The sequence below is a fragment of the Rathayibacter sp. AC451 genome (assembly GCF_979253095.1).
In genome coordinates this window covers 3,687,464-3,706,993 of the sequence record NZ_CEEDBD010000001.1, presented here as the reverse complement: position 1 = coordinate 3,706,993, position 19,530 = coordinate 3,687,464, and the positions used below count along the sequence as shown (strand labels likewise).

Here is a 19,530-nt window from a genome sequence, read left to right as displayed (position 1 = left end):
ATGGTCGCGGCGCGCGCGGGAGTGTCGCGCGCGACCGTCTCGCGGGTCGTCAACGGCGCCCCGCAGGTCGCGGCCGACATCGTCGCCGCGGTCGAGAAGGCGATCGGCGAGCTCGACTACGTGCCCAACCGGGCGGCGCGCATGCTCGCCTCCCGCCGCACCCACTCGATCGCGCTGATCGTGCCGGAGTCGACGGCGCGCGTCTTCGCCGACCCGTTCTTCGCGTCGATCGTGCAGGGCGCCGCCATGCACCTCGCCGACACCGACTACACGCTGTCGATGCTCATCGCGTCGGAGTCCAACGGCGAGAAGACCCGCCGCTACCTCCTGGGCGGCAACGTCGACGGCGCCCTGGTGGTCTCGCACCACTCGGGCGACCACTCCTACGCGGCGCTCGCCAACTCCCTCCCGATCGTCTTCGGCGGCCGGCCGCTGTCTCCGGAGGAGCGCGGCTCGTACTTCGTCGACGTCGACAACGCGGAGGGGGCGGCCGACGCGACCGCGCACCTGATCGAGCGCGGTCGCCGCCGCCTCGCCACCATCGCCGGCCCGGCCGACATGCCCCCGGGCGTCGACCGCCTCGTGGGTTGGCGCCGCACCCTGGCCGACGCGGGCCTGGACGACTCCCTCGTCGAGTGGGGCGACTTCTCGCCCGACAGCGGCCGCGAGGCGATGCGCCGCCTGCTCGAGCGCGATCCCGGCATCGACGGGCTCTTCGCCGCCAACGACCAGATGGCCGTCGGCGCGTACGAGGCGCTGCGGGAGGCGGGCCGCCGCGTCCCCGAGGACGTCGCCGTGGTCGGCTTCGACGACGACATGTACGCGCGCACCGCGGTGCCCGCCCTCAGCACCGTCCGCCAGACGCCCGCCGAGCTCGGCGCGCGCATGGCCGAGCTGCTGGTCGCGCGCATCGAGGGACGCCCGGTCGAGCACCGGACGCTGATGCCCACCGAGCTGGTCGTCCGCGCCAGCTCGTGACGCCGCTCGTGCGGGATGACCGCACTCCGCTCGGTGCTCGTTCCGCTGCGCCGGGAAGTGCGCGCCGGGTGGGCACCCTCGACTCCGCAGAAGTCGTCGTACTCGGCCTCCAGTACGACAACTTTTGAGGAGCCGATCCGGCCCACCACCCCGACTGCGCAGAAGTTGTCGTCTTCGACCCTCGAGTCCGACAACTTCTGAGGACTCGACGTCCGGCGGTTCGAGCTCAGGGATCCGACTGCCGGGGATGCGACTCCTGAGCACCCGATCTGCGCGGGGTCGAGCGTGACCTCGGCCGGTGCCGACGCGGTCATGGGCGCCAGCCGTGCGCGCGCAGTGCCGCATCGATCTCGGCGATGGTACGCGCCCGGCCCCGGCCGAGACCCTCGGCTCTGACCACGACCTGAATCCAGCCCGCGAGCTGCAGAGCGAGGCTCCGCTCCCGGTCGCGCGCGTACTGGGCGTCGTCGCTCTGATGGTGGCTGCCGTCGTACTCGGCCAGTACCTTCCAGCGCACGAAGCCCAGGTCGCCTATGGCGATCAGCCGGCCTCCGTGGACGATCTCCACATTCGTCTCGGCCGGTGGGAATCCCGCCTCGAGCGCCACCGAGCGCAGCCACGTCTCGCGCCGGGATGCCGATGCAGTGGAAGCCAGCCGCAGCGTCTCCTGCAGGAGCACCTTCCCCCGACCGGCGTACCGGTCGAGCCGCTCCTCCAGCTCTGCGATCGTGGCGTAGGGCCGCGGATCGGTCCTCGATTCGAACCGGGGGACGAACAGCAGGTGATCCGCTGCGGCGAGCAGGTCTCGCGGTGGCAGCAGCCCGGCGAGCAGGATCCAGGTCGTCGCGGGATCGGTGACCGGAAGACCACGACGTACCAGCACTCGTGTCCACTCCGGACGCAGGACGTGTCCGACCATTCCCCTGGTGCGCGGCGGCCGGCGAGGCGCTGGCGCCGATACGTGGATCGGGTCGTCGGCGAGGGCGAGCGAGGGCAGCGGAACACCCCAGATCCCCGCCGCCGTGAGGTGGGAGAAGTACTGTCCACGTCTCAACCGCGGAAGGTAGGCGCGAGCGCGCTCCTCGTGCGTGACCGGTGCAACACGCGTCCGCACGCCGTGGAACGGCTGCGCGAGGAGAGGTGAGCGCAGCTGCGCGTCGGTCGCGCCCTCAGCGAGCGCGGTGCGTCGGGTGAAGGCACCCAGGTCATTCGATCTCATGCCCCCGAGGATGGCGCCTGCCCGACCGTCCCACCGCCCGGCACCACCCCCTGCGGACAACTCCGTTGTCGTCACACTGGGGAGGGCTGGTCGGCCTGCCGAGTCCTCAGAAGTTGTCGTACTCGAGCTCGAGTACGACAACTTTCGCGGACTCGGCGCCCGCGCCCCTCAGAGGAACAGCGGCGCCGGGTCCAGCGTCGCGAAGCGGCGGCGCATCACCGCGACCGCGTCCGCGTGCGAGTCGATCAGCACGAAGCGCCGCCCGAGCGCGTGCGCGACCGCCCCGGTCGTGCCCGAGCCGGCGAAGAAATCGAGCACCGCGTCGCCCTCGCGGCTCGACGCCTGCACGATGCGCCGGAGGATCCCCTCCGGCTTCTGCGTCGGGTACCCGGTCTTCTCGCGGCCCGTCGGCGACACGATCGTGTGCCACCACACGTCGGTCGGCCGCTTGCCCCGCTCGGCCTTCTCGGGGGTCACCAGTCCGGGCGCCATGTAGGGCTCGCGGTCGACCGCGACGGAGTCGAAGTGGTAGCCGCGCGGGTTCTTCACGTACACGAGGATCGTGTCGTGCTTGGTCGGCCAGCGCCGGGTCGCCTTGGCCCCGTAGTCGTAGGCCCAGATGATCTCGTTGAGGAAGCACTCGCGGCCGAAGAGCGCGTCGAGCAGCACCTTGGCGTAGTGCGCCTCGCGGTAGTCGAGGTGGAGGTAGAGGGTGCCGTCGTCGGCGAGCAGGCGCCAGGCCTCGGCCAGCCGCGGCTCCAGGAACGACCAGTAGTCGTCGAAGCGGTCGTCGTAGCGGAGCAGGTCGCCGCGGATCCGCTCGTAGCTGCGGCCCTTGAATCCCGCGATCGTGCCCGTCGCCGAGCGCACCGAGGTCGTCGAGGTGCGCACCTGCGCGCGCCCGGTGTTGAAGGGCGGATCGAGGTAGACGACGGTGAACGCCCCGTCGGCCAGCTGCGGCAGCACCTCGAGGTTGTCGGCGTGGATCACCGCGCTCCGCGACTCCGGCACGCCGTCGGCGATCGGGAGGGTCGGGGGCATCCGGCAATTCTGCCAGGGCGAGGGAGCGCTCCCGACACGCCCGCCCGCCCGGGAGGACGCTGAGCGGCCTCGACCGGTCCCCGGCGTAGAGTGCTGCGATGACTTCCGAGGTGCGTCACGACGAGGACGAGTCCAGGTACACGCTGTGGGTCGACGGCGAGAACGTCGGGGTCGCCGACTACGCGGTCCGAGGGGCCGACATCGTCTTCCTGCACACCGAGATCGCTCCCGAGCACCGCCACGAGGGGCTCGGCGACCGCCTGGTCGAGGCGGCGCTCGACGACGCGCACGAGCGCTTCGGCGCCCACATCGTGCCGACGTGCCCCTTCGTCGCCGAGTTCATCGCCGCGCACCCCGACTACCAGGAGCTGCTCGCGAGCTGAGCCCGCTCGATCCGCCCGCCCGCGTCAGCGGAGGCGGCGCGCCCCGCTCGTCCGCGTCAGCAGAGGCGTCGCGCCCCGCTCACGGGACCCGGCGCAGCCACTCAGGGGTCGAGTACTTCGTCCGCACCAGCTCCTCCGCCTCCGCGTACTCCGCGTCGGTGAGGTCTCCCGGCGTCCCGCCGTGCAGGCGCACGAAGGTGTCCTTCATCCGCTCGATGATCTCGGCGCGGCTGAGCCCGGTCTGGCTGCGCAGCGGGTCGACGCGCTTCACGGCGGAGGCGATGCCCTTGTCGGACAGCTTCTCGCGGCCGATCCGCAGCACCTGCACCATCTTCTCGGCGTCGATGTCGTAGCTCATGGTCACATGGTGCAGCACCGCTCCGGAGCCCAGCCGCTTCTGCGCGGCTCCGCCGATCTTGCCCGAGGGCGAGGTGATGTCGTTGAGCGGCTGGTAGACCGCGTCGATGCCGAGCGATTGCAGCGCGCTGATCGTCCACTCGTCCAGGAACGCGTAGGAGTCGGCGAAGGTCAGGCCCTGCACCAGGTCGCCCGGCACGTAGATCGAGTAGGTGACGACGCTGCCCGCCTCCATGAACATCGCCCCGCCGCCCGAGATGCGCCGCACGACCTCCACGCCGTACTTCTCGGCGTTCTCGAGATCGACCTCGTTGCGCAGCGACTGGAAGCTGCCGATGACGACGGCCGGCTGGTCCCACTCCCAGATCCGCAGGGTCGGCTCGCGGCGGCCCTCGCCGACAGCGGCGGTCAGGACCTCGTCGAGCGCGAGGTGCATCGCCGGCGAGACGGCCTTCGCGTGCACGATCCGCCAGTCGTAGTCGCGCCAGCTCGTCGCTTTCTGCAGCGAGCGGCGGATCGCGACCGCCACCGCCTCGGGCGTGAAGCCCAGCAGCACGGCGTCCGAGGGCAGCGCCGCCCGGATCGCGGCGGCGATCGTCTTGGCGTCGCTCTCCTCCGGCAGTCCGACGACGGCGCGGTCGATGTCGTCGAGCGCGGTGTCGGGCTCGAGGAAGAAGTCGCCCGCGAGGCGGAAGTCGGCGAACCGGCCCTCGACCACCTCCAGGTCGACGACCACGAGCTTTCCGCCGGGGACCTTGTATTCGCCATGCATGGGGCCAGCCTAGGCGCGAGCGGCGGCGCCGGGTGGTGCGTCGAAGCGCTCGTCGAGCCAGGCGACCACATCCGCCGTGACCTCGACCCGGTTGAGCTCCTGGAACAGCTCGTGCCGGGCCTCCGGGTACACCCGGACCGACACGTCGGTGAAGCCGGAGCGCCGACGGTAGGCGCGGGCGAGGGCCTGCACGGACCGCTCCCCGCCCAGCGTGTCCTCGGCGCCGATGACGATGAGCAGCGGCAGCGGAGGAGTGATCCGCCGCGCGGGCCGGCCGACCAGCCGCAGGGTCTCGATCACCCCGACCCGCTTCGCCAGCGGATCGGTGAAGGTCAGCTGGTCGTCGTGGAACAGCTGCCAGACGGCCGGATCGCGCGAGAGCCACTCGAGGCCCAGGCCGCCGGGCTGCCGGTGCCGGCGGGTGAGGTCGCCGCCGTTCATGAAGCCGGGCAGCCGGTAGGCCGTGCCGCTGAGCACGAGGGCCGCGTAGTCGGAGGAGTGGTGGTCGACGATCCGCTGCGCCATCAGCGAGCCCCAGGAGTGGCCGAGCAGCACGATCGGCAGCCCGGCGTTCTCGGCGGCGAGCTCGCGCGTCAGGCGGTTGATCGCCTCCTCCGTCGCCCGCAGGCCGCCCGGACCCAGGCGCCCCAGCTGCGACGCGTCGCCGCCGTGCTGCTGCAGGCCCGTGCGCCCGTGCCCGCGGTGGTCGTCGGCGGCGACGGCGTAGCCCGCCGTCACCAGAGCCTGGGCGAGCTCGAGGTAGCGGCCCGAGTGCTCGCCGACGCCGTGCGCGATCTGCACGAGGGCGCGGGGCGCGGGGTGCGACCACCAGCGGTAGTGGATGGTCACGCCGTAGGCGTCGTCGAAGGTCCTGTCGACCGCGGTGTCCGGCATGGCACCAGTGTGGCCCACCGGCCGCTCAGCGCCACGGCGGACCGGAGAACTGAGAAGTTACTCACGATCGAGGCGGAGCCACCGCCTCGCCGTCGGCGGATCGTTACGGTTCTCATCGACTCACGGCGCCTCCGACGCCGGTCCCCCCCACCCCTTCTCGAGCGAGGCCTCCCCCACTGATGACCGTATCGCCCCTGATCTGGACCCTGACGATCGTCTTCATCGTCCTGCTCCTGCTCTTCGACTTCTTCTTCCACGTGCGCAAGGCGCACGAGCCCACGCTGAAGGAGTCGGCGCTCTGGTCGGCCCTGTACGTCGGCATCGCCGTGCTCTTCGGCCTCGGCGTCCTCGTCTTCGGCGGACCGACCCCCGGGTCGGAGTACTTCGCGGGCTACATCACCGAGAAGGCCCTCTCGGTCGACAACCTGTTCGTCTTCCTGATCATCATGGCGAGCTTCAAGGTGCCCCGCGCCGACCAGCAGAAGGTGCTGCTCTTCGGCATCGTCTTCGCCCTGATCGCCCGCACCGGCTTCATCTTCCTCGGCGCCGCGCTGATCAACTCGTTCGCCTGGGTCTTCTACGCGTTCGGCCTGATCCTGCTCCTCACCGCCTTCAACCTGGTGAAGCCGGGCGACGAGCACTCGGGCGACAACATCATGGTCCGTCTGGCCAAGCGGATCTTCAAGACGAGCGACACCTACGACGGCGACAAGTTCTACACCACTGTCGACGGCAAGCGCGTCCTCACCCCGATGCTCCTGGTCATGGCCGCGATCGGCGGCACGGACATCCTGTTCGCCCTCGACAGCGTCCCCGCGATCTTCGGCCTCACCAACGACGTCTTCCTGGTCTTCACCGCGACCGCGTTCTCGCTGCTGGGCCTGCGCCAGCTGTACTTCCTGATCGACGGCCTGCTCGACCGCCTGGTCTACCTCAGCTACGGCCTCGCCGCGATCCTCGCGTTCATCGGCGTGAAGCTGATCCTGCACGCGCTCCACGAGAACACCCTGCCGTTCATCAACAACGGCGAGCACGTCGAGGTCTTCGAGATCGGCACCGGCCTCTCCCTCACGGTGATCATCGGAGTGCTGACCGTCACGGTCATCGCCTCGCTGGTCAGCCCCAAGGGCCGCCGCATGGCCAAGGAGGCCGCCGAGCGCCGCCGCGTCGCGGCCGAGGCCGACGCAGGACACTGATCCGTCTCGTGCACCGCGCAGCGGCGCACCGCGGTCGGCCTCCACGCGCGGGACGATCCCGCAGAGCGTCCTGCGTCCGCCTACGGCGATCCGCTGGCACGCGGATCACCTGTTCAGCTCCCACCCAGTGACGAAGCCCTCCGGGACCACGAGTCCCGGGGGGCTTCGTCCTTCCCGGAGCGGGAACTCACTTGGCTCGGTAGCGGTGCTCCGGTCGGCCCGTCGAGCCGTAGCTCAGGGTCATCTCGACCAGCCCGCGGCCTGCCAGCCCCGAGAGGTAGCGCTGAGCCGTCGCCCGCGAGATCCCCGCGCGCTCCGCGACCTCCAGCGCCGAGAGCTCGGAGGCCGACTCCGTGAGCCGGGCGAGCACGAGCTGCTCGGTGGCCGAGCGCGAGGGCCCGGCCGCGGCGGCGTCGCCCGAGTGCAGGATCCGCAGAGCCCGCTCCACCGCCTCCTGGTCGGCCGCCCGGTCCTCGCGCAGCACGTTGCGGAACCGCACGTACGCGTCGAGCCGCTCGCCCAGCAGTCGCGCGTCGAACGGCTTGATCAGGTATCCCAGCGCCCCGGCGTGCAGCGCGCGCCGCACGGTCGCCCCGTCCGAGGCGGCGCTCACGACGAACGCGTCGGTGTCGAGCTCGCGCAGCAGTGCGATCCCGCTCTGGTCCGGCAGGTGCACGTCGAGCAGCAGCAGATCCGGCGCGGAGTCGAGCACCGCCGCCCGCGCCGCCCGCGCCGTGTGCACCGGTGGCAGCGCGCGCAGCCCCTGCCGACCGTCGACCAGGTCGGCGTGCAGCTGCGCGACGCGGAAGTCGTCGTCCACGACGAGCACCGTGCGCTCCTGCGAGTCGGTCATCGCTCCTCCTGAGTCCCGGGCGGACGCACCGCGCCCGGCAGCCGCGCGCAGAGCACGGCGCCTCCGCTGCCGCCCCCGGCGTCCGCCAGCCAGACGGCTCCTCCACGCCGCGCCGCCACCTCGCGGCAGAGCGGCAGCCCGAATCCGCGGCCGTGCACGCGGTCGTCGTCCCCGTCGTCCCCGGCGGGCCCGCGGTCGAAGAGGGTCTCCGGATCCGCGACGCCGTCGCCGCTGTCGGCGACCGTCACGAACAGCGTGTCCCCGTCGTCCAGCAGCTCGACCTCGACGAAGCGCACGTCGCGGGCGCCGAGCGCAGCCGCCCGCACCGCGTTGTCGACCAGGTTGCCGACCACCGTCGCGACGTCCTCCGGCTCGACGACGACGCCGCGCACGAGCGTCTCGTCGCCCAGGGTCAGCAGCACGCCGCGCTCGGCCGCCTCGATCCCCTTCGCGCCCACGAGCGCCTGGAGGTACGGCTCCTGCAGCCGGTCGGCGTGCTGCACGGGGTACTTCAGCGGTCCGCGGGTCAGCACCTCGTCGAGGTAGTCGCGCGCCGACTCGGTCCGGCCGGCGTCGAGCAGGCCCGCCACCACGTGCAGGCGGTTGGCGAACTCGTGCCGCTGCACGCGCAGCGCGTTGGTCATCGAGCCGACCGCGTCGAGGCGGCGGCTGAGCGCCGCGACATCGGTGCGGTCGCGCAGCACGACGACGACGCCGAGGTCGCGGTCGCCGCGGGTCACCCGGCGGATGTCGACGTAGACGATGCGCGAGTGCACGACGAACCCCTCCGCTCCCGCCGACCGGGCCCGCTCGGGCGAGCGCAGTGCGGCGGCGATCGCGTCGGCCAGCGGCGTCGGGAGATCGAGCTCGGCCAGGGTCAGCCCCTGCAGCGCGTGCCCGGACGGATCGTCCGAGCCCAGGATCGCGGCGGCGCGCGCGTTGCAGACGCCGACCCGCCCGTCGCGGTCGAAGGCGAGAACGCCCTCGTCGACCCCGTCGAGCACCGCGGCCTGGTCCTGCACGAGCGCGGTCAGCTCCTCCGGGGCCAGACCCAGGGTCAGCCGCAGCAGCCGACGGCGGATGAAGACGGAGGCGACCACGGCGAGCGCCAGCGCCGCGACGGCCGCCGCGACGACTCCGAGGAGCGCCCTCGGCAGGTCGTCGAAGACGCTCGAGCGCGCGAAGCCGATGCTCACCTCGCCGACCACCCCGCCGCCCGCGGGAGCGAAGACCGGCACCTTCGCCCGGGCCGACTCCCCCAGAGTGCCCGTGCCCCACGACACGCTCTCCCGTCCGGCGAGAGCCTCGGTCGCGCTCGTCGAGACGACCTCGCCGAGCCGGTCGGGGTCGGGGTGCGCGAGCCGGATCCCCTGGTCGTCGGTGATGACCACGAAGAGCGCTCCGGTGCGCTCCTCCACTCCGGCCGCGAGGTCCTCGAGCGGGCCGGAGCGCAGATCGACCGCGTCCGGCGTGCCCGGGTCGGCGGAGTAGCCGCCGACGGCTGCCCGCACGTCCGGATCCTCGGCGACGGTGCGGGCGATGGCGAGCGCCGTCTCCTCCGCCTCGCCGCGCAGCTGCTGCACGCTGAGGGCGGTGACGAGCCCGGCGCAGACGAGGACCGCGGCCGAGACGGTCGCGAGCTGCAGCACGAGCACGTGGGTCGCGAAGCGCATGCGCCGCCTCCTCACTGCGCAGAATGCGCAGAACCCACACTATGCGCAGATCACGCGCTAATGAGCGATACCCGGGTGCCGCCGCCGAGCGTCCCTAGGGTTCTCAGGACCCGGAGAGCGCCGCCTCGGCCGGAGCGCTGGACGCACGACGACGAAGGAGTCAGCAGTGTTGGTAGTACTCGGATTCACGATGATCCTGGCCTTCATGGCCCTGATCATGACCAAGAGGCTCACGCCCATGGTCGCGCTGATCGTCGTCCCCACGATCTTCGGCCTCTTCGCGGGCGCGGGCCTGGGCATCGGCGACATGGTCATCGAGGCCATCGGCAGCCTCGCCCCCACGGCCGCCCTGCTGATGTTCGCGATCATGTACTTCGGCATCATGATCGACGTCGGCCTCTTCGATCCGCTGATCCGCTTCATCGTCCGCGCCCTCGGCGACGACCCGGCCAAGGTCGTGCTCGGCACGGCGCTGCTCGCCGGCGCGGTCTCCCTCGACGGTGACGGATCGACCACTTTCATCGTGACCACCGCGGCGATGCTGCCCATCTACCTCCGCCTGGGCATGAACCCGGTCGTGCTGACCTGCGTCGCGGGTCTGGCCAACGGCACGCTGAACATCGTCCCGTGGGGCGGCCCGACCGTCCGCGCCGCCGCGGCCCTGCAGGTCTCGCCGAGCGAGATCTTCGTGCCGATGCTCCCCTCCCTCGCGGTGGGCCTGGCCGTCACGCTCGTCTTCGCCTGGATGCTCGGACTCGGCGAGCGCCGCCGTCTCGGCTCGCTCGCCCTGGCCGAGCCCATGGTCGAGCAGGAGCTGGTCGGCGCCGGCCGCACCGGCGGGCTCGCCGCCCTCACCGGAGGCATCCGCACCGTCGCCCGCGAGAGGTTCTCGTTCCTCCGCGGTCCGGAGTCGCTGCGCGGCGCCCAGGTCGCCGTCGCCGCCCGCGTGCAGGCCGACGACGCCGACACCGCCATGGCCGACACCATGCTCGACCCCGAGCGCGAGACCCTTCGCCCGAAGCTCATCTGGGTGAACCTCGCCCTGACGCTGATCGTCATGACCCTGCTGGTCGCCGACATCCTGCCGCTGCCCTACGTCTTCATGGTCGGCTCGGCGGTGGCCCTGCTGATCAACTTCCCGAAGATGAAGGACCAGGCGTCCGAGATCGTCAAGCACGCGCCGAGCATCGTCGGCGTCGTCTCGATGGTCCTCGCCGCGGGCGTGCTCATCGGAGTGCTGAACGGCACCGGCATGGTCGACGCGATGGCCGAGTGGGTCGTCGACGTGATCCCGCCGGCGCTGGGCCCGTTCCTCGCCGTCATCACCGGCGTGCTGAGCATCCCGATGACCTTCTTCATGTCGAACGACGCCTTCTACTACGGCATCCTCCCGGTGCTCGCCGAGAGCGCCGCGAACTACGGCATCGACCCGGTCGAGATGGCCCGCGCCTCGATCACCGGCCAGCCCGTCCACCTGCAGAGCCCGCTCGTCCCGGCGATCCTGCTGCTCGTCTCGCTCGCCGCGGTCAACCTCGGCGACCACCACCGCAAGGTGCTGTGGCGCGCGGTGATCGTGTCGCTGGTGATGCTGGCGGTCGGCGTGCTGGTCGGAGCGATCCCCTTCGGCTGATCCGCCGCAGGACCGCCGCAGAACCTCAGCCGGAACGACTCGTCGCGCACCATCGCGGCTGACGGGCCCTCCCGGCTGAGGTTCTGCCGTGCGGGAGCCGAGCACCGGCGGCGGACGTCGTCAGCGGGGCTCCGACGTCGAGCGAGCGGGCGGATCCGCGGCCGCGCTCTCGCAGACGTGCGTCAACCGCGCCAGGTGGTACCGCCAGCCGTCGTCGTGCTCCGCGGCCAGGGACGGTCGCGTCCCCGCCTTCAGGAACCCCGTCTCGGCGAGCGTCAGGGTCGTGGAGGACCCGTCCCCGGCGAGCCGGATCACCACGTCGAGCGGGTGCTCCCACCCCGGCTCGCTCCACCGGAACGCGAGCAGCTCCGGCTCCCGGCACCGCGTGACGACCCCCGTGGCGCTCCGGCGCCGCCCGTTCTCGATCCACGTCTCGAGGAGGGGCGACCCGGCGACGGGCTCGAAATGCATGTCCGGCCACCAGGCGGCCCGCTCCAGGGCGAGGAACCGCCACACGGTCCCGGCGGGCGCGGAGATCCCGGTCCGCACGCGCACCGAGTCGAGGAGCACGGTGTCGGCCCCGCCGAGACCGGCCGGCCCTAGACCGCGACGTCCGCCCGCTCCGCCTCGCGGGTGCCCGCGTAGACCTCGCGGTCGATCTCGTCGTCGGCGTTCGCGACGAGCATCGCGACGAAGGTGTCGCCGTTGACGTTCAGGAAGGTGCGGAAGATCCCGGTGAACCAGTCGACCGCGATCAGCAGCCCGACCGCCTGGATCGGGAGGCCGAGGGTCGTCGCGAGGAACAGCGCGACGACGGGGAACCCGCCGGGCACCGTGATGGTGCCCATGTTCAGCAGGATCGCGAGGCCCATCCCGAGCAGGATCTGCCCGGGCGAGAGCGCGACGTCGCCGGCCTGCGCGAGGAAGAGGACGACGATCGTGTAGTTCAGCACCGCGCCGTAGGAGCCCATGGTGAGCCCGATCGACAGGGTGAAGTCGGCCACCCGGCGGCTCACTCCGACCTTCTCGACGGTGTTGCGCAGCACGGTCGGGAAGGTGACGGCGGAGCTGGTGGTCGTGATCGCGATCACCGTCTGCTCGGCGAGCTTGCGCGGCAGGCGGCGCGGGTCGAGGCGGGTGCGCACCGTGACGACGACGACGAACACGACCGTGAGGATCAGCACGCCCAGCAGGGTCGTGCCGAGGTACGCGAGCGCGGTCGAGACCACGGCGAGGCCGACCTCGCCGGTGAGCGCGGCGAGCAGGGCGAACACTCCGATCGGCGCGATGCGCATCACGAGGCGGATGAGGACGAGGAGGATCTGCTGCAGCTGCTCGAGGCCCTTCAGCACGAGGGTGTTGCCGGTGGAGGTCGCGTAGCTGTTCAGGGCGATGCCGAACAGGAGCGAGAACACGATGATCGGCACCATCGTCGCCGTCGACATCGAGGCGATGATGTTGGTCGAGAAGAACCCGAGCAGGGTGTCCTGCCAGCCCGCGGCCTCGGCCGCCGACTCCTCGAGCGCCGGGTCGAGCTCTCCCGAGAAGGTCGCGCCCGCGCCGGGCTGCAGCAGCAGGCTGAGGCCGACCGCGACCGAGGCGGCGACGACCGAGAAGCCGATCATCCAGCCGAACGTGCGGGCGGCGAGCCTGCCGGTGCCGACCCCGCCCATCGAGCCGGTCGCCACGATCACCGACGCCATCACGAGCGGCACGATCGCCATCTGGATCAGACGGATGAAGATCTGGCCGACGAACTCGAGGTTCCCCGCCCACTCCCCCGCGATCAGGCCGAAGACGATCCCGGCGACGGCCGCGAGGCCGATCCGGGTCGCCGGGTTCTTGAGGACGCTGAGCTTCATGAGGACTCCGAGGACGAGGGCGGACGGCCGGGGCCGAAGTGGTAGGACCAATCAAGCGCACCGGTGTTGCGCCCGCGCTTCGCCTGTGTTTCGAGTGCGTGACGGCCGCCGGCCCCGTGTGATGATCGGAGGGTCCGCCCCGCGTCCCGGGGCGCAGGAAGGGCAGCCCGTGGTCGAGACCTCCGCCGCCGAGACGGTTCCCGCCGTCGTCGTCCGGCACCTCGAGGGACAGATCGCCCGGGGCAGGCTCCTCCCCGGCGCCCGGCTCGATTCGGAGCGGGCGATCGCCGCCGAGCTCGGCGTCTCGCGCACCGCCGTGCGGGACGCACTCGCCCGGATGGAGGCGGCGGGACTCGTCGAGCGCCGGCAGGGCTCGGGCACCCGCGTCAGCGCCATGCCCCCCGCCGAGCGGCTGCTCGCCTCCGGTCTGCAGCCCCACCGGTCCGAGCTCGAGCACTCGGCCGAGCTGCGGCGGGTCCTCGAGCCCGAGATCGCGCGCCTCGCGGCCCTGCGGGCCGGTCCGGAGGAGCTGCGCACGCTCGAGGACGTGCTCGACCGCGCCGCGGGCTGCGACGACCCCGACCGGTCGGTGCGCCTCGACGTCGAGTTCCACGTCGCCGTCGCTCGACTCACCGGCAACCCGCTCCTGGTGACGATGAGCGACCTGACCACCTCGTGGACCGTCGAGGCGCGGATCTACTCCCACCTCGAGGACCGCGGGCGCACGGCCTCGCTCGCGGGCCACCGCAGGATCCTCGACGCGCTGGCCGCCGGCGACGGCGAGTCGGCCGCACTCGCGATGCGCGAGCACCTGGGCGAGATCGAGACGATCATCGCCGAGGTCGTCGCTCCCTGAGGAGCGCCAATCAGCCCAGCAGCGGCGCCAGGTTCTCGGTCCACACGTCGAACCCGAGCTTCAGGATGAGCGCGCCGACGACCGCGAGGAACGCGATCCGGATGAAGCGGCTCCCCTTCGCCACCGCCATCCGCGAGCCCAGGTACGCCCCGGCCACGTTCGCCAGGCCCATGAACAGGCCCAGCACCCAGACGACGTGCCCGCCGGGGATGAAGTAGAGCAGCGCCCCGAGGTTCGTCGCGACGTTCACGATCTTGGCCTTCGCGCTCGCGAGCAGGAAGTCGTAGCCGAGCGCCGTGATCAGGGCGATGATCAGGAACGTGCCGGTGCCGGGGCCGATCAGGCCGTCGTAGAAGCCGATCACGAGGCCGAGCACCGCGGCGGTCACGAGGTGCCGCCGCCCCGCGTGCTTGAGCGCGGTGACGCTGCCCATCGTCGGTCGTGCGATCGTGACGACGGCGACGACGATCAGCGCGACGACGATGATCGGCTTGAAGACGGAGGAGGGCAGCAGCCCCGCGAGCGTCGCACCTCCGTAGCTGCCCGCGAGGGCGACCGCCGCCATCGGCAGCGCCGTGCGGAGGTCGGGTCGGGCCCGCCGGAAGAAGGTGATCGCGCTGGTCGTGGTGCCGAAGATCGACGCGAGCTTGTTGGTCGCCAGCGCCTGCACGGGCGAGATCCCGGGCACGAGGAGCAGGGCGGGCAGCTGGAGGAGGCCTCCGCCGCCCACCACCGCGTCGATCCAGCCGGCCGCGAAGGCCGCGAGGACCATCAGCGCGATGATCGGGAGACCGAGGTCCGAGGTGAAGTCCAGCATCGCTTCGGAGCGTACTGGAGCGCTCCCACCCCCTCGACCTCCCGCCCGGGCCGCCCTAGGGTCGGCGGCATGCGATTCGGACTCTTCATCCCCCAGGGCTGGCGCCACGACCTCGTCGGCATCGACCCCGCCGACCAGTGGCGCACCATGAACGACCTCGCCCGGCACGCCGATGCCGGCGCCTGGGAGTCGATCTGGGTGTACGACCACTTCCACACCGTGCCGGTGGTCACCGAGGAGGCGACGCACGAGGCGTGGACGCTCATGGCGGCCTTCGCGGCCACCACCTCGCGCGTCCGCCTCGGCCAGATGTGCACGTGCATGTCGTACCGCAACCCCGCGCACCTCGCCAAGATCGCCACGACCGTCGACGTGGTCTCGGGCGGCCGCGTCGAGATGGGCATCGGCGGCGGCTGGTACGAGCACGAGTGGCGCGCCTACGGCTACGGGTTCCCCCGCATCGGGGAGCGGCTCGGCCGGCTCGACGAGGGCGTCCAGATCATGCGCCAGGCGTGGACCACCGGGTCCGCGACCCTCGACGGCCGCTACTACACCGTCGACGGCGCGCAGAACCGGCCGCTGCCGCTGCAGGAGGGCGGGATCCCGCTCTGGGTCGCGGGCGGGGGCGAGAAGGTCACCCTGCGCATCGCGGCGCAGTACGCGCAGTACACGAACTTCGCCGGTGCGCCGGAGGCGTTCGATCAGAAGAGCGAGGTGCTGCGTGGGCACTGCGAGCGCCTCGGCACCGATTTCTCGGCGATCACCCGGAGCGCCAACTACAACGTGATGATCGGCGAGACGGAGGCGGAGGTCGAGCGGGGCCTGCAGCGCCTCGAGGAGCGGGTCGCCCCGTTCCTCGGCGCCGAGGCCGCCGCGTCGTTCGTCGCGGAGTACCGCTCGCCCGAGGCGCTCGCCGTCGGCACCCCCGGGCAGATCGTCGACCGGCTCGCCGACATGGCCGCGCGCGGCATGGACTACGGCATCTTCTACTTCCCCGACGCGGCGTACGACCGCTCGGGGATCGAGCTGTTCGAGCGCGAGGTCCTGCCGGCCCTGGCGTGAGCGCGCGGATCGGAGGCGGTGCCTACGCCTCCGATCCGCACTCCGCAAGTCCCTGCGGCGCCCCCGCACCCCGCCTACGGTCGGAGCATGGACGCACAGGACATCCGCTGGAACGACGAAGCCCGCAGCAAGATCCTCGAGGACTCGGACCGGGTCCTCCGCGAGGCGGTGCTCGATCTCGCCCAGAGCAAGAAGGGCGAGCCCTGGGAGGACGTCTTCGCCGAGCTGAACGCCCGGCTGAAGGACCGCTTCATCGACTTCGAGCCCGGGCCGGACCTCCGCAAGTACGCCGAGGCCGTCTCGGCCGGAGAGATCGGGACAGGCTCGTGAGCGGCTCGCCGGACGACGCGGCGCTGACCGACGACATCGAGTCGATCAAGGCCCTGGGCGAGGGCCGGATCGGCGAGACCGCCGGCCCCGAGGACGTCGAGCACGAGCTGTCCCCCGAGGAGGACGCCGCGATCGAGGACGAGCTCAAGCACCGGGGCTGATCCCGGACACGACGAAGGCCCGCCCCGAGAGGGAGCGGGCCTTCGTCGTCGGTGCGACTACGCCGAGAGGCGCTCGTAGTCGGTGTAGCCCTCGGCTCCGCTCGCGTAGACCGTGGCCTGGTCGAGCTCGTTCTCGGGGTGCCCGCCCTGCCAGCGCTCGACGAGGTCGGGGTTGGCCATGACCGGCCGGCCGACCGCGACGGCGTCGGCGTGGCCGTCGGCGATCAGCGAGCGGACCTCGTCGCGCGTGGTCGGCGATCCGAACCCGCTGTTCGCGATGAGCACGCCGCCGAAGCGCGAGCGGAGGTCCTGGACGAGCTCGCCCGCGGGCTCGGCGTGCAGGACGCTGAGGTACGACAGCCCGAGCGGCGCGAGTCCGTCGACGAGGGCCTCGTAGGTGGCGCGCACGTCGTCGGCGTCGGTCTCGAGGACGTCCTGGATGTTGTGGCTCGGCGAGATGCGGATGCCGACGCGACCGGCGCCGATCTCGTCGGCGATCGCGCGGGTGACCTCGATCGGGAACGCGGCGCGCGCGGCGGGGCTTCCGCCGTAGGCGTCGGTGCGCACGTTCGAGACGGGCGAGAGGAACTCGTGCAGCAGGTAGCCGTTGGCCGAGTGGACCTCGACTCCGTCGAAGCCGGCGTCGACCGCGCGGCGGGCGGCGGCGACGAACTCGTCGCGCACGACGGCGAGCTCCTCGGTGCTCAGCGCGTGCGGCACGGGGAAGCGGGCCTTGTCGTCGCCGGGGACGCGGACCTCTCCGTCGATCGCGATCGCGCTGGGAGCGACGATGCGGTCGGTCCCGGTGATGGCGGTGTGCGAGACGCGGCCCGCGTTCATGACCTGCATGACGATGCGGCCGCCGGCGGCGTGCACGGCGTCGGCGACGGCGCGCCAGCCCTCGGCCTGCTCGGCGGTCGCGATGCCCGGCTGCCCGGCGTAGCCCTTGGACTCGGCGCTCGGGAACACGCCCTCGCTGATGATCAGGCCCAGGCTCGCGCGCTGGGCGTAGTGCTCGGCGATGAGGGCGCCGGGGACGCCGTTCTCGTCGGCGCGCAGGCGCGTCATCGGCGCCATGACGACGCGGTTGGGGAGTTCGAGGTCACCGGCGGTGAGCGGGGAGAAGGGATCCACGGAGGGCCTTTCGTCGGGGGTCGTGCGGTTGGGGTGCTGTGGCACCGCGGAGGGGAACCGCGCCCGCGGCGCGCACATTCCTGCTCCCGGCGTTCTCCCATGCGCCGCCCTCCCCGGCGCGCTCCGCGGCGATCCGCCCGGGATCCTGGCGGGCTCGCGTCGACTCGCCTGTCTACACTCGGGAGGCGAACGACGAAGGAGTGTGCGCGATGACCGCGTCAGCGAACCACCGGTCCGACGTCCGCGGGCGCCCGGCCGCGCGACGGTCTCTCCTGGGCGCGGTCGCCGCCCTGCTGATCGGTGCCGGAGCAGCGCTGGCCGGCGCTCCCGCCGCCGTCGCCGAGGATCCCGTGACGCTCGGCTCCTCCCCGGTGCTCGACTCGGTCGGCGCGCTCGGCTCCGGAGACTCGGCCGAGATCGAGTCGGCCGTCGCGCGGCTCTACGACGAGCACCGCGTCCAGCTGTTCGTGACCTACGTCGACGACTTCACCGGCGTCTCCGGCGACGAGCGCTGGTCCGACGCCACGGCCGACCTCAACGGGCTGGGCGAGGAGGACGTCCTCCTCGCCGTCGCCGTCGACGCCCGCCAGTACCAGGTCTCGGTCGCGAGCGGCTTCCCGCTCGACGACGCGCAGCTCTCCTCGCTGCAGAGCGAGGACATCGAGCCGCAGCTCGTCGAGGGCGACTGGGCCGGGGCCGCGGTCGCCGCGGCCGACGGGATCGGCGAGCGCCTCGACGCGCCGACCGCCGGGGAGTCGCTCGGCCGGGGCGCGACCGTCGTCCTCGCGGTCCTCGCCGTCCTCGTGGTCCTGGGCATCGTGGTGCTCCTCCTCGTCCGCCGCTCGCGCCGCCGCAAGGCCGCGGAGGCCGCCGAGGCGTCGATCGACGAGCTCGCCACCCGCGCCGGCTCCGCCCTCGTGCACGCCGACGACGCCGTGCGCACCAGCGAGCAGGAGGTGGGCTTCGCGGAGGCGCAGTTCGGCTCCGATGCGACGGGTCCTTCCGCGACGCGCTCGTGACCGCGAAGCGCCTGCTCGGCGAGGCCTTCGGCCTCCATCAGCGCCTCGACGACGCCGAGCCCGACACCGACCAGGAGCGCCGCGACGGCTACTCCCGGATCCTGCAGCTCTGCGCCGACGCCGAGCAGGCGCTGGACGAGAAGGCCGAGGCGTTCGAGCAGCTGCGCGACCTCGAGAAGAACGCTCCGGAGGTGGCGACGCAGCTCTCCGCGCGCATCGAGGCGGTCGCGGTCCGCGTCGCGCCGACCCGCGCGATCCTCGGCGAGCTCGCCGTCTCCTACTCCCCCTCCGCGATCGACGACGTCGAGGACGACGCCGACCAGGCCGAGGACCGCCTCCGCTTCGCCCGCGACGGAGTGGAGTCGGCCCGCGCGGCGCTCACCGCCGGCGACACCGGACGCGCGGCCGTGCTGCTGCAGGCGGGTCAGCAGGGCGCCGAGCAGGCGGCGGGCCTCCTCGAGGCGGTGGCGACCCGCGCCGCGGACCTGCGCGAGGCGGAGCGGACGCTCGCGGCCCGCGTCGGCGAGATCCGGGCCGACGTCGCCCAGGGTCGCGCGCTCATCGCAGCGTCCGACGCCTCCGACCCGACGACCGCCCCTCTCGTGCAGAGCGTCGGCACCGCCGTCGCGCAGACGGAGGCGTCCCTCGCTCAGGTGGAGCGCGCCGCCGCTGTGCGCCCGCACGATCCGCTGGCGCTGCTGGCCGCCCTCTCCGCCGCCGACGCCGTGATCGACTCGGCCGTCGGCGGCTACCGCGACGCCCAGGCGCAGCGCGAGCGCGAGCGCGCGGCCCTCGCCGCCGAGCTCACGACCGCCCGGAGCCGCGTCTCGGCGGCCGAGGACTTCATCGCCGCGCGTCGCGGAGCCGTCGGCTCGCTCGCGCGCACCCGCCTCGCCGAGGCCGCCCGCGCCTCGGAGTACGCCGCGCAGATCGCCGCGACCGACCCGCGCGAGGCGCTCGCCTCCGCGCAGCGCGCCTCCGCCCTCGCCGAGCAGGCGTTGCAGCAGGCCCGCTCGGACACGAGCGGCTACGCGTCGCCGAGCGCCGCGGGCAGCCCCTTCGGCGGGAACACCACCGGGGCGTTCCTCGGCGGGATCCTCGTCGAGTCCCTGCTGGGCGGCGGCCGGCGCTCCGGCTACCGCTCGGGCGGCTTCGGCGGAGGCGGCTTCGGCGGCTCGTCCGGCGGCGGCTTCGGCGGCGGCTCCCGCCGGTCCAGCGGCGGCGGCTTCGGCGGCGGCGGCGGTCGCCGTGGCGGCGGCGGCCGCTTCTGACCCCGCTCCCCTCACCCCTCCA

20 protein-coding genes are annotated in these 19,530 nt (G+C 72.5%); 10 read left to right on the top strand and 10 right to left on the bottom strand.

Annotation, left to right across the window (positions count from 1 at the left end; genetic code table 11):
• Nucleotides 1-978: a LacI family DNA-binding transcriptional regulator gene (locus AC0CID_RS17760; protein WP_207405192.1), complete on the top strand. Its 978-nt coding sequence runs from the start codon at nt 1-3 to the stop codon at nt 976-978.
• 310 nt (nt 979-1,288) lie between these two features.
• Here the strand turns inward: AC0CID_RS17760 and AC0CID_RS17755 are convergent, their stop codons facing one another.
• The gene (locus AC0CID_RS17755; protein WP_465227854.1) at nt 1,289-2,197 is read right to left on the bottom strand and encodes an endonuclease domain-containing protein; all 909 of its coding nucleotides are present in this window, start codon (nt 2,195-2,197) and stop codon (nt 1,289-1,291) included.
• 168 nt (nt 2,198-2,365) lie between these two features.
• A complete protein-coding gene (locus tag AC0CID_RS17750; RefSeq protein ID WP_207405171.1) occupies nt 2,366-3,238 on the bottom strand; it encodes a DNA-methyltransferase in 873 nt (290 codons plus the stop codon).
• A gap of 98 nt (nt 3,239-3,336) precedes the next feature.
• On the opposite strand from AC0CID_RS17750, the gene AC0CID_RS17745 reads away from it, so the two are divergent.
• Entirely contained in the window at nt 3,337-3,621 is a 285-nt protein-coding gene (locus tag AC0CID_RS17745; protein ID WP_207405169.1) for a GNAT family N-acetyltransferase, read from the top strand.
• Between the two features lie 79 nt (nt 3,622-3,700).
• On the opposite strand, the gene AC0CID_RS17740 is transcribed toward AC0CID_RS17745, so the two are convergent.
• Together AC0CID_RS17740 and AC0CID_RS17735 are read right to left on the bottom strand one after the other, a co-directional pair.
• Nucleotides 3,701-4,750 (bottom strand): lipoate--protein ligase family protein, encoded by a 1,050-nt coding sequence (locus AC0CID_RS17740; protein WP_207405167.1) that lies wholly within the window; start codon nt 4,748-4,750, stop codon nt 3,701-3,703.
• A gap of 9 nt (nt 4,751-4,759) precedes the next feature.
• Complete coding sequence (locus tag AC0CID_RS17735) at nt 4,760-5,644, bottom strand: alpha/beta fold hydrolase (RefSeq protein ID WP_465227853.1); 885 nt, start codon at nt 5,642-5,644, stop codon at nt 4,760-4,762.
• 179 nt (nt 5,645-5,823) lie between these two features.
• Between AC0CID_RS17735 and AC0CID_RS17730 the strand changes: the two genes are divergently transcribed.
• Entirely contained in the window at nt 5,824-6,840 is a 1,017-nt protein-coding gene (locus AC0CID_RS17730) for a TerC family protein (protein ID WP_465227852.1), read from the top strand.
• 187 nt (nt 6,841-7,027) lie between these two features.
• Here the strand turns inward: AC0CID_RS17730 and AC0CID_RS17725 are convergent, their stop codons facing one another.
• Together AC0CID_RS17725 and AC0CID_RS17720 are read right to left on the bottom strand one after the other, a co-directional pair.
• Nucleotides 7,028-7,693 carry a response regulator gene (locus AC0CID_RS17725; protein WP_465227851.1) on the bottom strand — a complete coding sequence of 222 codons (666 nt, stop codon included), beginning with the start codon at nt 7,691-7,693 and terminating at the stop codon, nt 7,028-7,030.
• Nucleotides 7,690-9,366, bottom strand: coding sequence for a sensor histidine kinase (locus tag AC0CID_RS17720; protein WP_465227850.1), 1,677 nt, complete (start codon nt 9,364-9,366; stop codon nt 7,690-7,692). The genes AC0CID_RS17725 and AC0CID_RS17720 overlap by 4 nt, the downstream gene beginning before the upstream one ends.
• 190 nt (nt 9,367-9,556) lie before the next feature.
• On the opposite strand from AC0CID_RS17720, the gene AC0CID_RS17715 reads away from it, so the two are divergent.
• Nucleotides 9,557-10,996, top strand: a complete 1,440-nt coding sequence (locus AC0CID_RS17715) for a CitMHS family transporter (RefSeq protein ID WP_207405190.1) — start codon at nt 9,557-9,559, stop codon at nt 10,994-10,996.
• Between the two features lie 120 nt (nt 10,997-11,116).
• Here the strand turns inward: AC0CID_RS17715 and AC0CID_RS17710 are convergent, their stop codons facing one another.
• Nucleotides 11,117-11,545 (bottom strand): SRPBCC family protein, encoded by a 429-nt coding sequence (locus AC0CID_RS17710; RefSeq protein ID WP_465227849.1) that lies wholly within the window; start codon nt 11,543-11,545, stop codon nt 11,117-11,119.
• 50 nt (nt 11,546-11,595) lie between these two features.
• Nucleotides 11,596-12,858 (bottom strand): dicarboxylate/amino acid:cation symporter, encoded by a 1,263-nt coding sequence (locus AC0CID_RS17705; protein ID WP_207405159.1) that lies wholly within the window; start codon nt 12,856-12,858, stop codon nt 11,596-11,598.
• Between the two features lie 169 nt (nt 12,859-13,027).
• Between AC0CID_RS17705 and AC0CID_RS17700 the strand changes: the two genes are divergently transcribed.
• Nucleotides 13,028-13,714 (top strand): FadR/GntR family transcriptional regulator, encoded by a 687-nt coding sequence (locus AC0CID_RS17700; RefSeq protein ID WP_465227848.1) that lies wholly within the window; start codon nt 13,028-13,030, stop codon nt 13,712-13,714.
• 10 nt (nt 13,715-13,724) lie between these two features.
• Here the strand turns inward: AC0CID_RS17700 and AC0CID_RS17695 are convergent, their stop codons facing one another.
• Complete coding sequence (locus tag AC0CID_RS17695) at nt 13,725-14,531, bottom strand: sulfite exporter TauE/SafE family protein (RefSeq protein ID WP_465227847.1); 807 nt, start codon at nt 14,529-14,531, stop codon at nt 13,725-13,727.
• 69 nt (nt 14,532-14,600) lie between these two features.
• Here AC0CID_RS17695 and AC0CID_RS17690 point away from each other — a divergent pair, with 69 nt between their 5' ends.
• The 3 genes from AC0CID_RS17690 (at nt 14,601) to AC0CID_RS17680 (ending at nt 16,084) form a co-directional block, all read left to right on the top strand.
• Entirely contained in the window at nt 14,601-15,593 is a 993-nt protein-coding gene (locus tag AC0CID_RS17690; protein ID WP_465227846.1) for an LLM class F420-dependent oxidoreductase, read from the top strand.
• 87 nt (nt 15,594-15,680) lie between these two features.
• Complete coding sequence (locus AC0CID_RS17685) at nt 15,681-15,923, top strand: hypothetical protein (RefSeq protein WP_207405152.1); 243 nt, start codon at nt 15,681-15,683, stop codon at nt 15,921-15,923.
• Complete coding sequence (locus AC0CID_RS17680; protein WP_465227845.1) at nt 15,920-16,084, top strand: hypothetical protein; 165 nt, start codon at nt 15,920-15,922, stop codon at nt 16,082-16,084. The genes AC0CID_RS17685 and AC0CID_RS17680 overlap by 4 nt, the downstream gene beginning before the upstream one ends.
• A gap of 57 nt (nt 16,085-16,141) precedes the next feature.
• Here AC0CID_RS17680 and AC0CID_RS17675 read toward each other — a convergent pair whose 3' ends face one another.
• Entirely contained in the window at nt 16,142-17,218 is a 1,077-nt protein-coding gene (locus AC0CID_RS17675) for an alkene reductase (RefSeq protein WP_465227844.1), read from the bottom strand.
• Nucleotides 17,219-17,427: 209 nt separating this feature from the next.
• Here AC0CID_RS17675 and AC0CID_RS17670 point away from each other — a divergent pair, with 209 nt between their 5' ends.
• Both AC0CID_RS17670 and AC0CID_RS17665 read left to right on the top strand, forming a co-directional pair.
• Complete coding sequence (locus tag AC0CID_RS17670) at nt 17,428-18,237, top strand: TPM domain-containing protein (protein ID WP_465227843.1); 810 nt, start codon at nt 17,428-17,430, stop codon at nt 18,235-18,237.
• On the top strand, nt 18,234-19,508 hold the full coding sequence (locus AC0CID_RS17665) for a hypothetical protein (protein ID WP_465227842.1): 1,275 nt from the start codon (nt 18,234-18,236) through the stop codon (nt 19,506-19,508). The genes AC0CID_RS17670 and AC0CID_RS17665 overlap by 4 nt, the downstream gene beginning before the upstream one ends.
• Nucleotides 19,509-19,530: the final 22 nt, after the last annotated feature.

Bases quoted from the DNA above. Each gene is read 5' to 3' on its own strand.
- AC0CID_RS17760 (WP_207405192.1), top strand. From the start codon at position 1: ATGGTCGCGGCGCGCGCGGGAGTGTCGCGCGCGACCGTCTCGCGGGTC.
- AC0CID_RS17755 (WP_465227854.1), bottom strand. From the start codon at position 2,197: ATGAGATCGAATGACCTGGGTGCCTTCACCCGACGCACCGCGCTCGCT.
- AC0CID_RS17750 (WP_207405171.1), bottom strand. From the start codon at position 3,238: ATGCCCCCGACCCTCCCGATCGCCGACGGCGTGCCGGAGTCGCGGAGC.
- AC0CID_RS17745 (WP_207405169.1), top strand. From the start codon at position 3,337: ATGACTTCCGAGGTGCGTCACGACGAGGACGAGTCCAGGTACACGCTG.
- AC0CID_RS17740 (WP_207405167.1), bottom strand. From the start codon at position 4,750: ATGCATGGCGAATACAAGGTCCCCGGCGGAAAGCTCGTGGTCGTCGAC.
- AC0CID_RS17735 (WP_465227853.1), bottom strand. From the start codon at position 5,644: ATGCCGGACACCGCGGTCGACAGGACCTTCGACGACGCCTACGGCGTG.
- AC0CID_RS17730 (WP_465227852.1), top strand. From the start codon at position 5,824: ATGACCGTATCGCCCCTGATCTGGACCCTGACGATCGTCTTCATCGTC.
- AC0CID_RS17725 (WP_465227851.1), bottom strand. From the start codon at position 7,693: ATGACCGACTCGCAGGAGCGCACGGTGCTCGTCGTGGACGACGACTTC.
- AC0CID_RS17720 (WP_465227850.1), bottom strand. From the start codon at position 9,366: ATGCGCTTCGCGACCCACGTGCTCGTGCTGCAGCTCGCGACCGTCTCG.
- AC0CID_RS17715 (WP_207405190.1), top strand. From the start codon at position 9,557: ATGATCCTGGCCTTCATGGCCCTGATCATGACCAAGAGGCTCACGCCC.
- AC0CID_RS17705 (WP_207405159.1), bottom strand. From the start codon at position 12,858: ATGAAGCTCAGCGTCCTCAAGAACCCGGCGACCCGGATCGGCCTCGCG.
- AC0CID_RS17695 (WP_465227847.1), bottom strand. From the start codon at position 14,531: ATGCTGGACTTCACCTCGGACCTCGGTCTCCCGATCATCGCGCTGATG.
- AC0CID_RS17690 (WP_465227846.1), top strand. From the start codon at position 14,601: ATGCGATTCGGACTCTTCATCCCCCAGGGCTGGCGCCACGACCTCGTC.
- AC0CID_RS17685 (WP_207405152.1), top strand. From the start codon at position 15,681: ATGGACGCACAGGACATCCGCTGGAACGACGAAGCCCGCAGCAAGATC.
- AC0CID_RS17670 (WP_465227843.1), top strand. From the start codon at position 17,428: ATGACCGCGTCAGCGAACCACCGGTCCGACGTCCGCGGGCGCCCGGCC.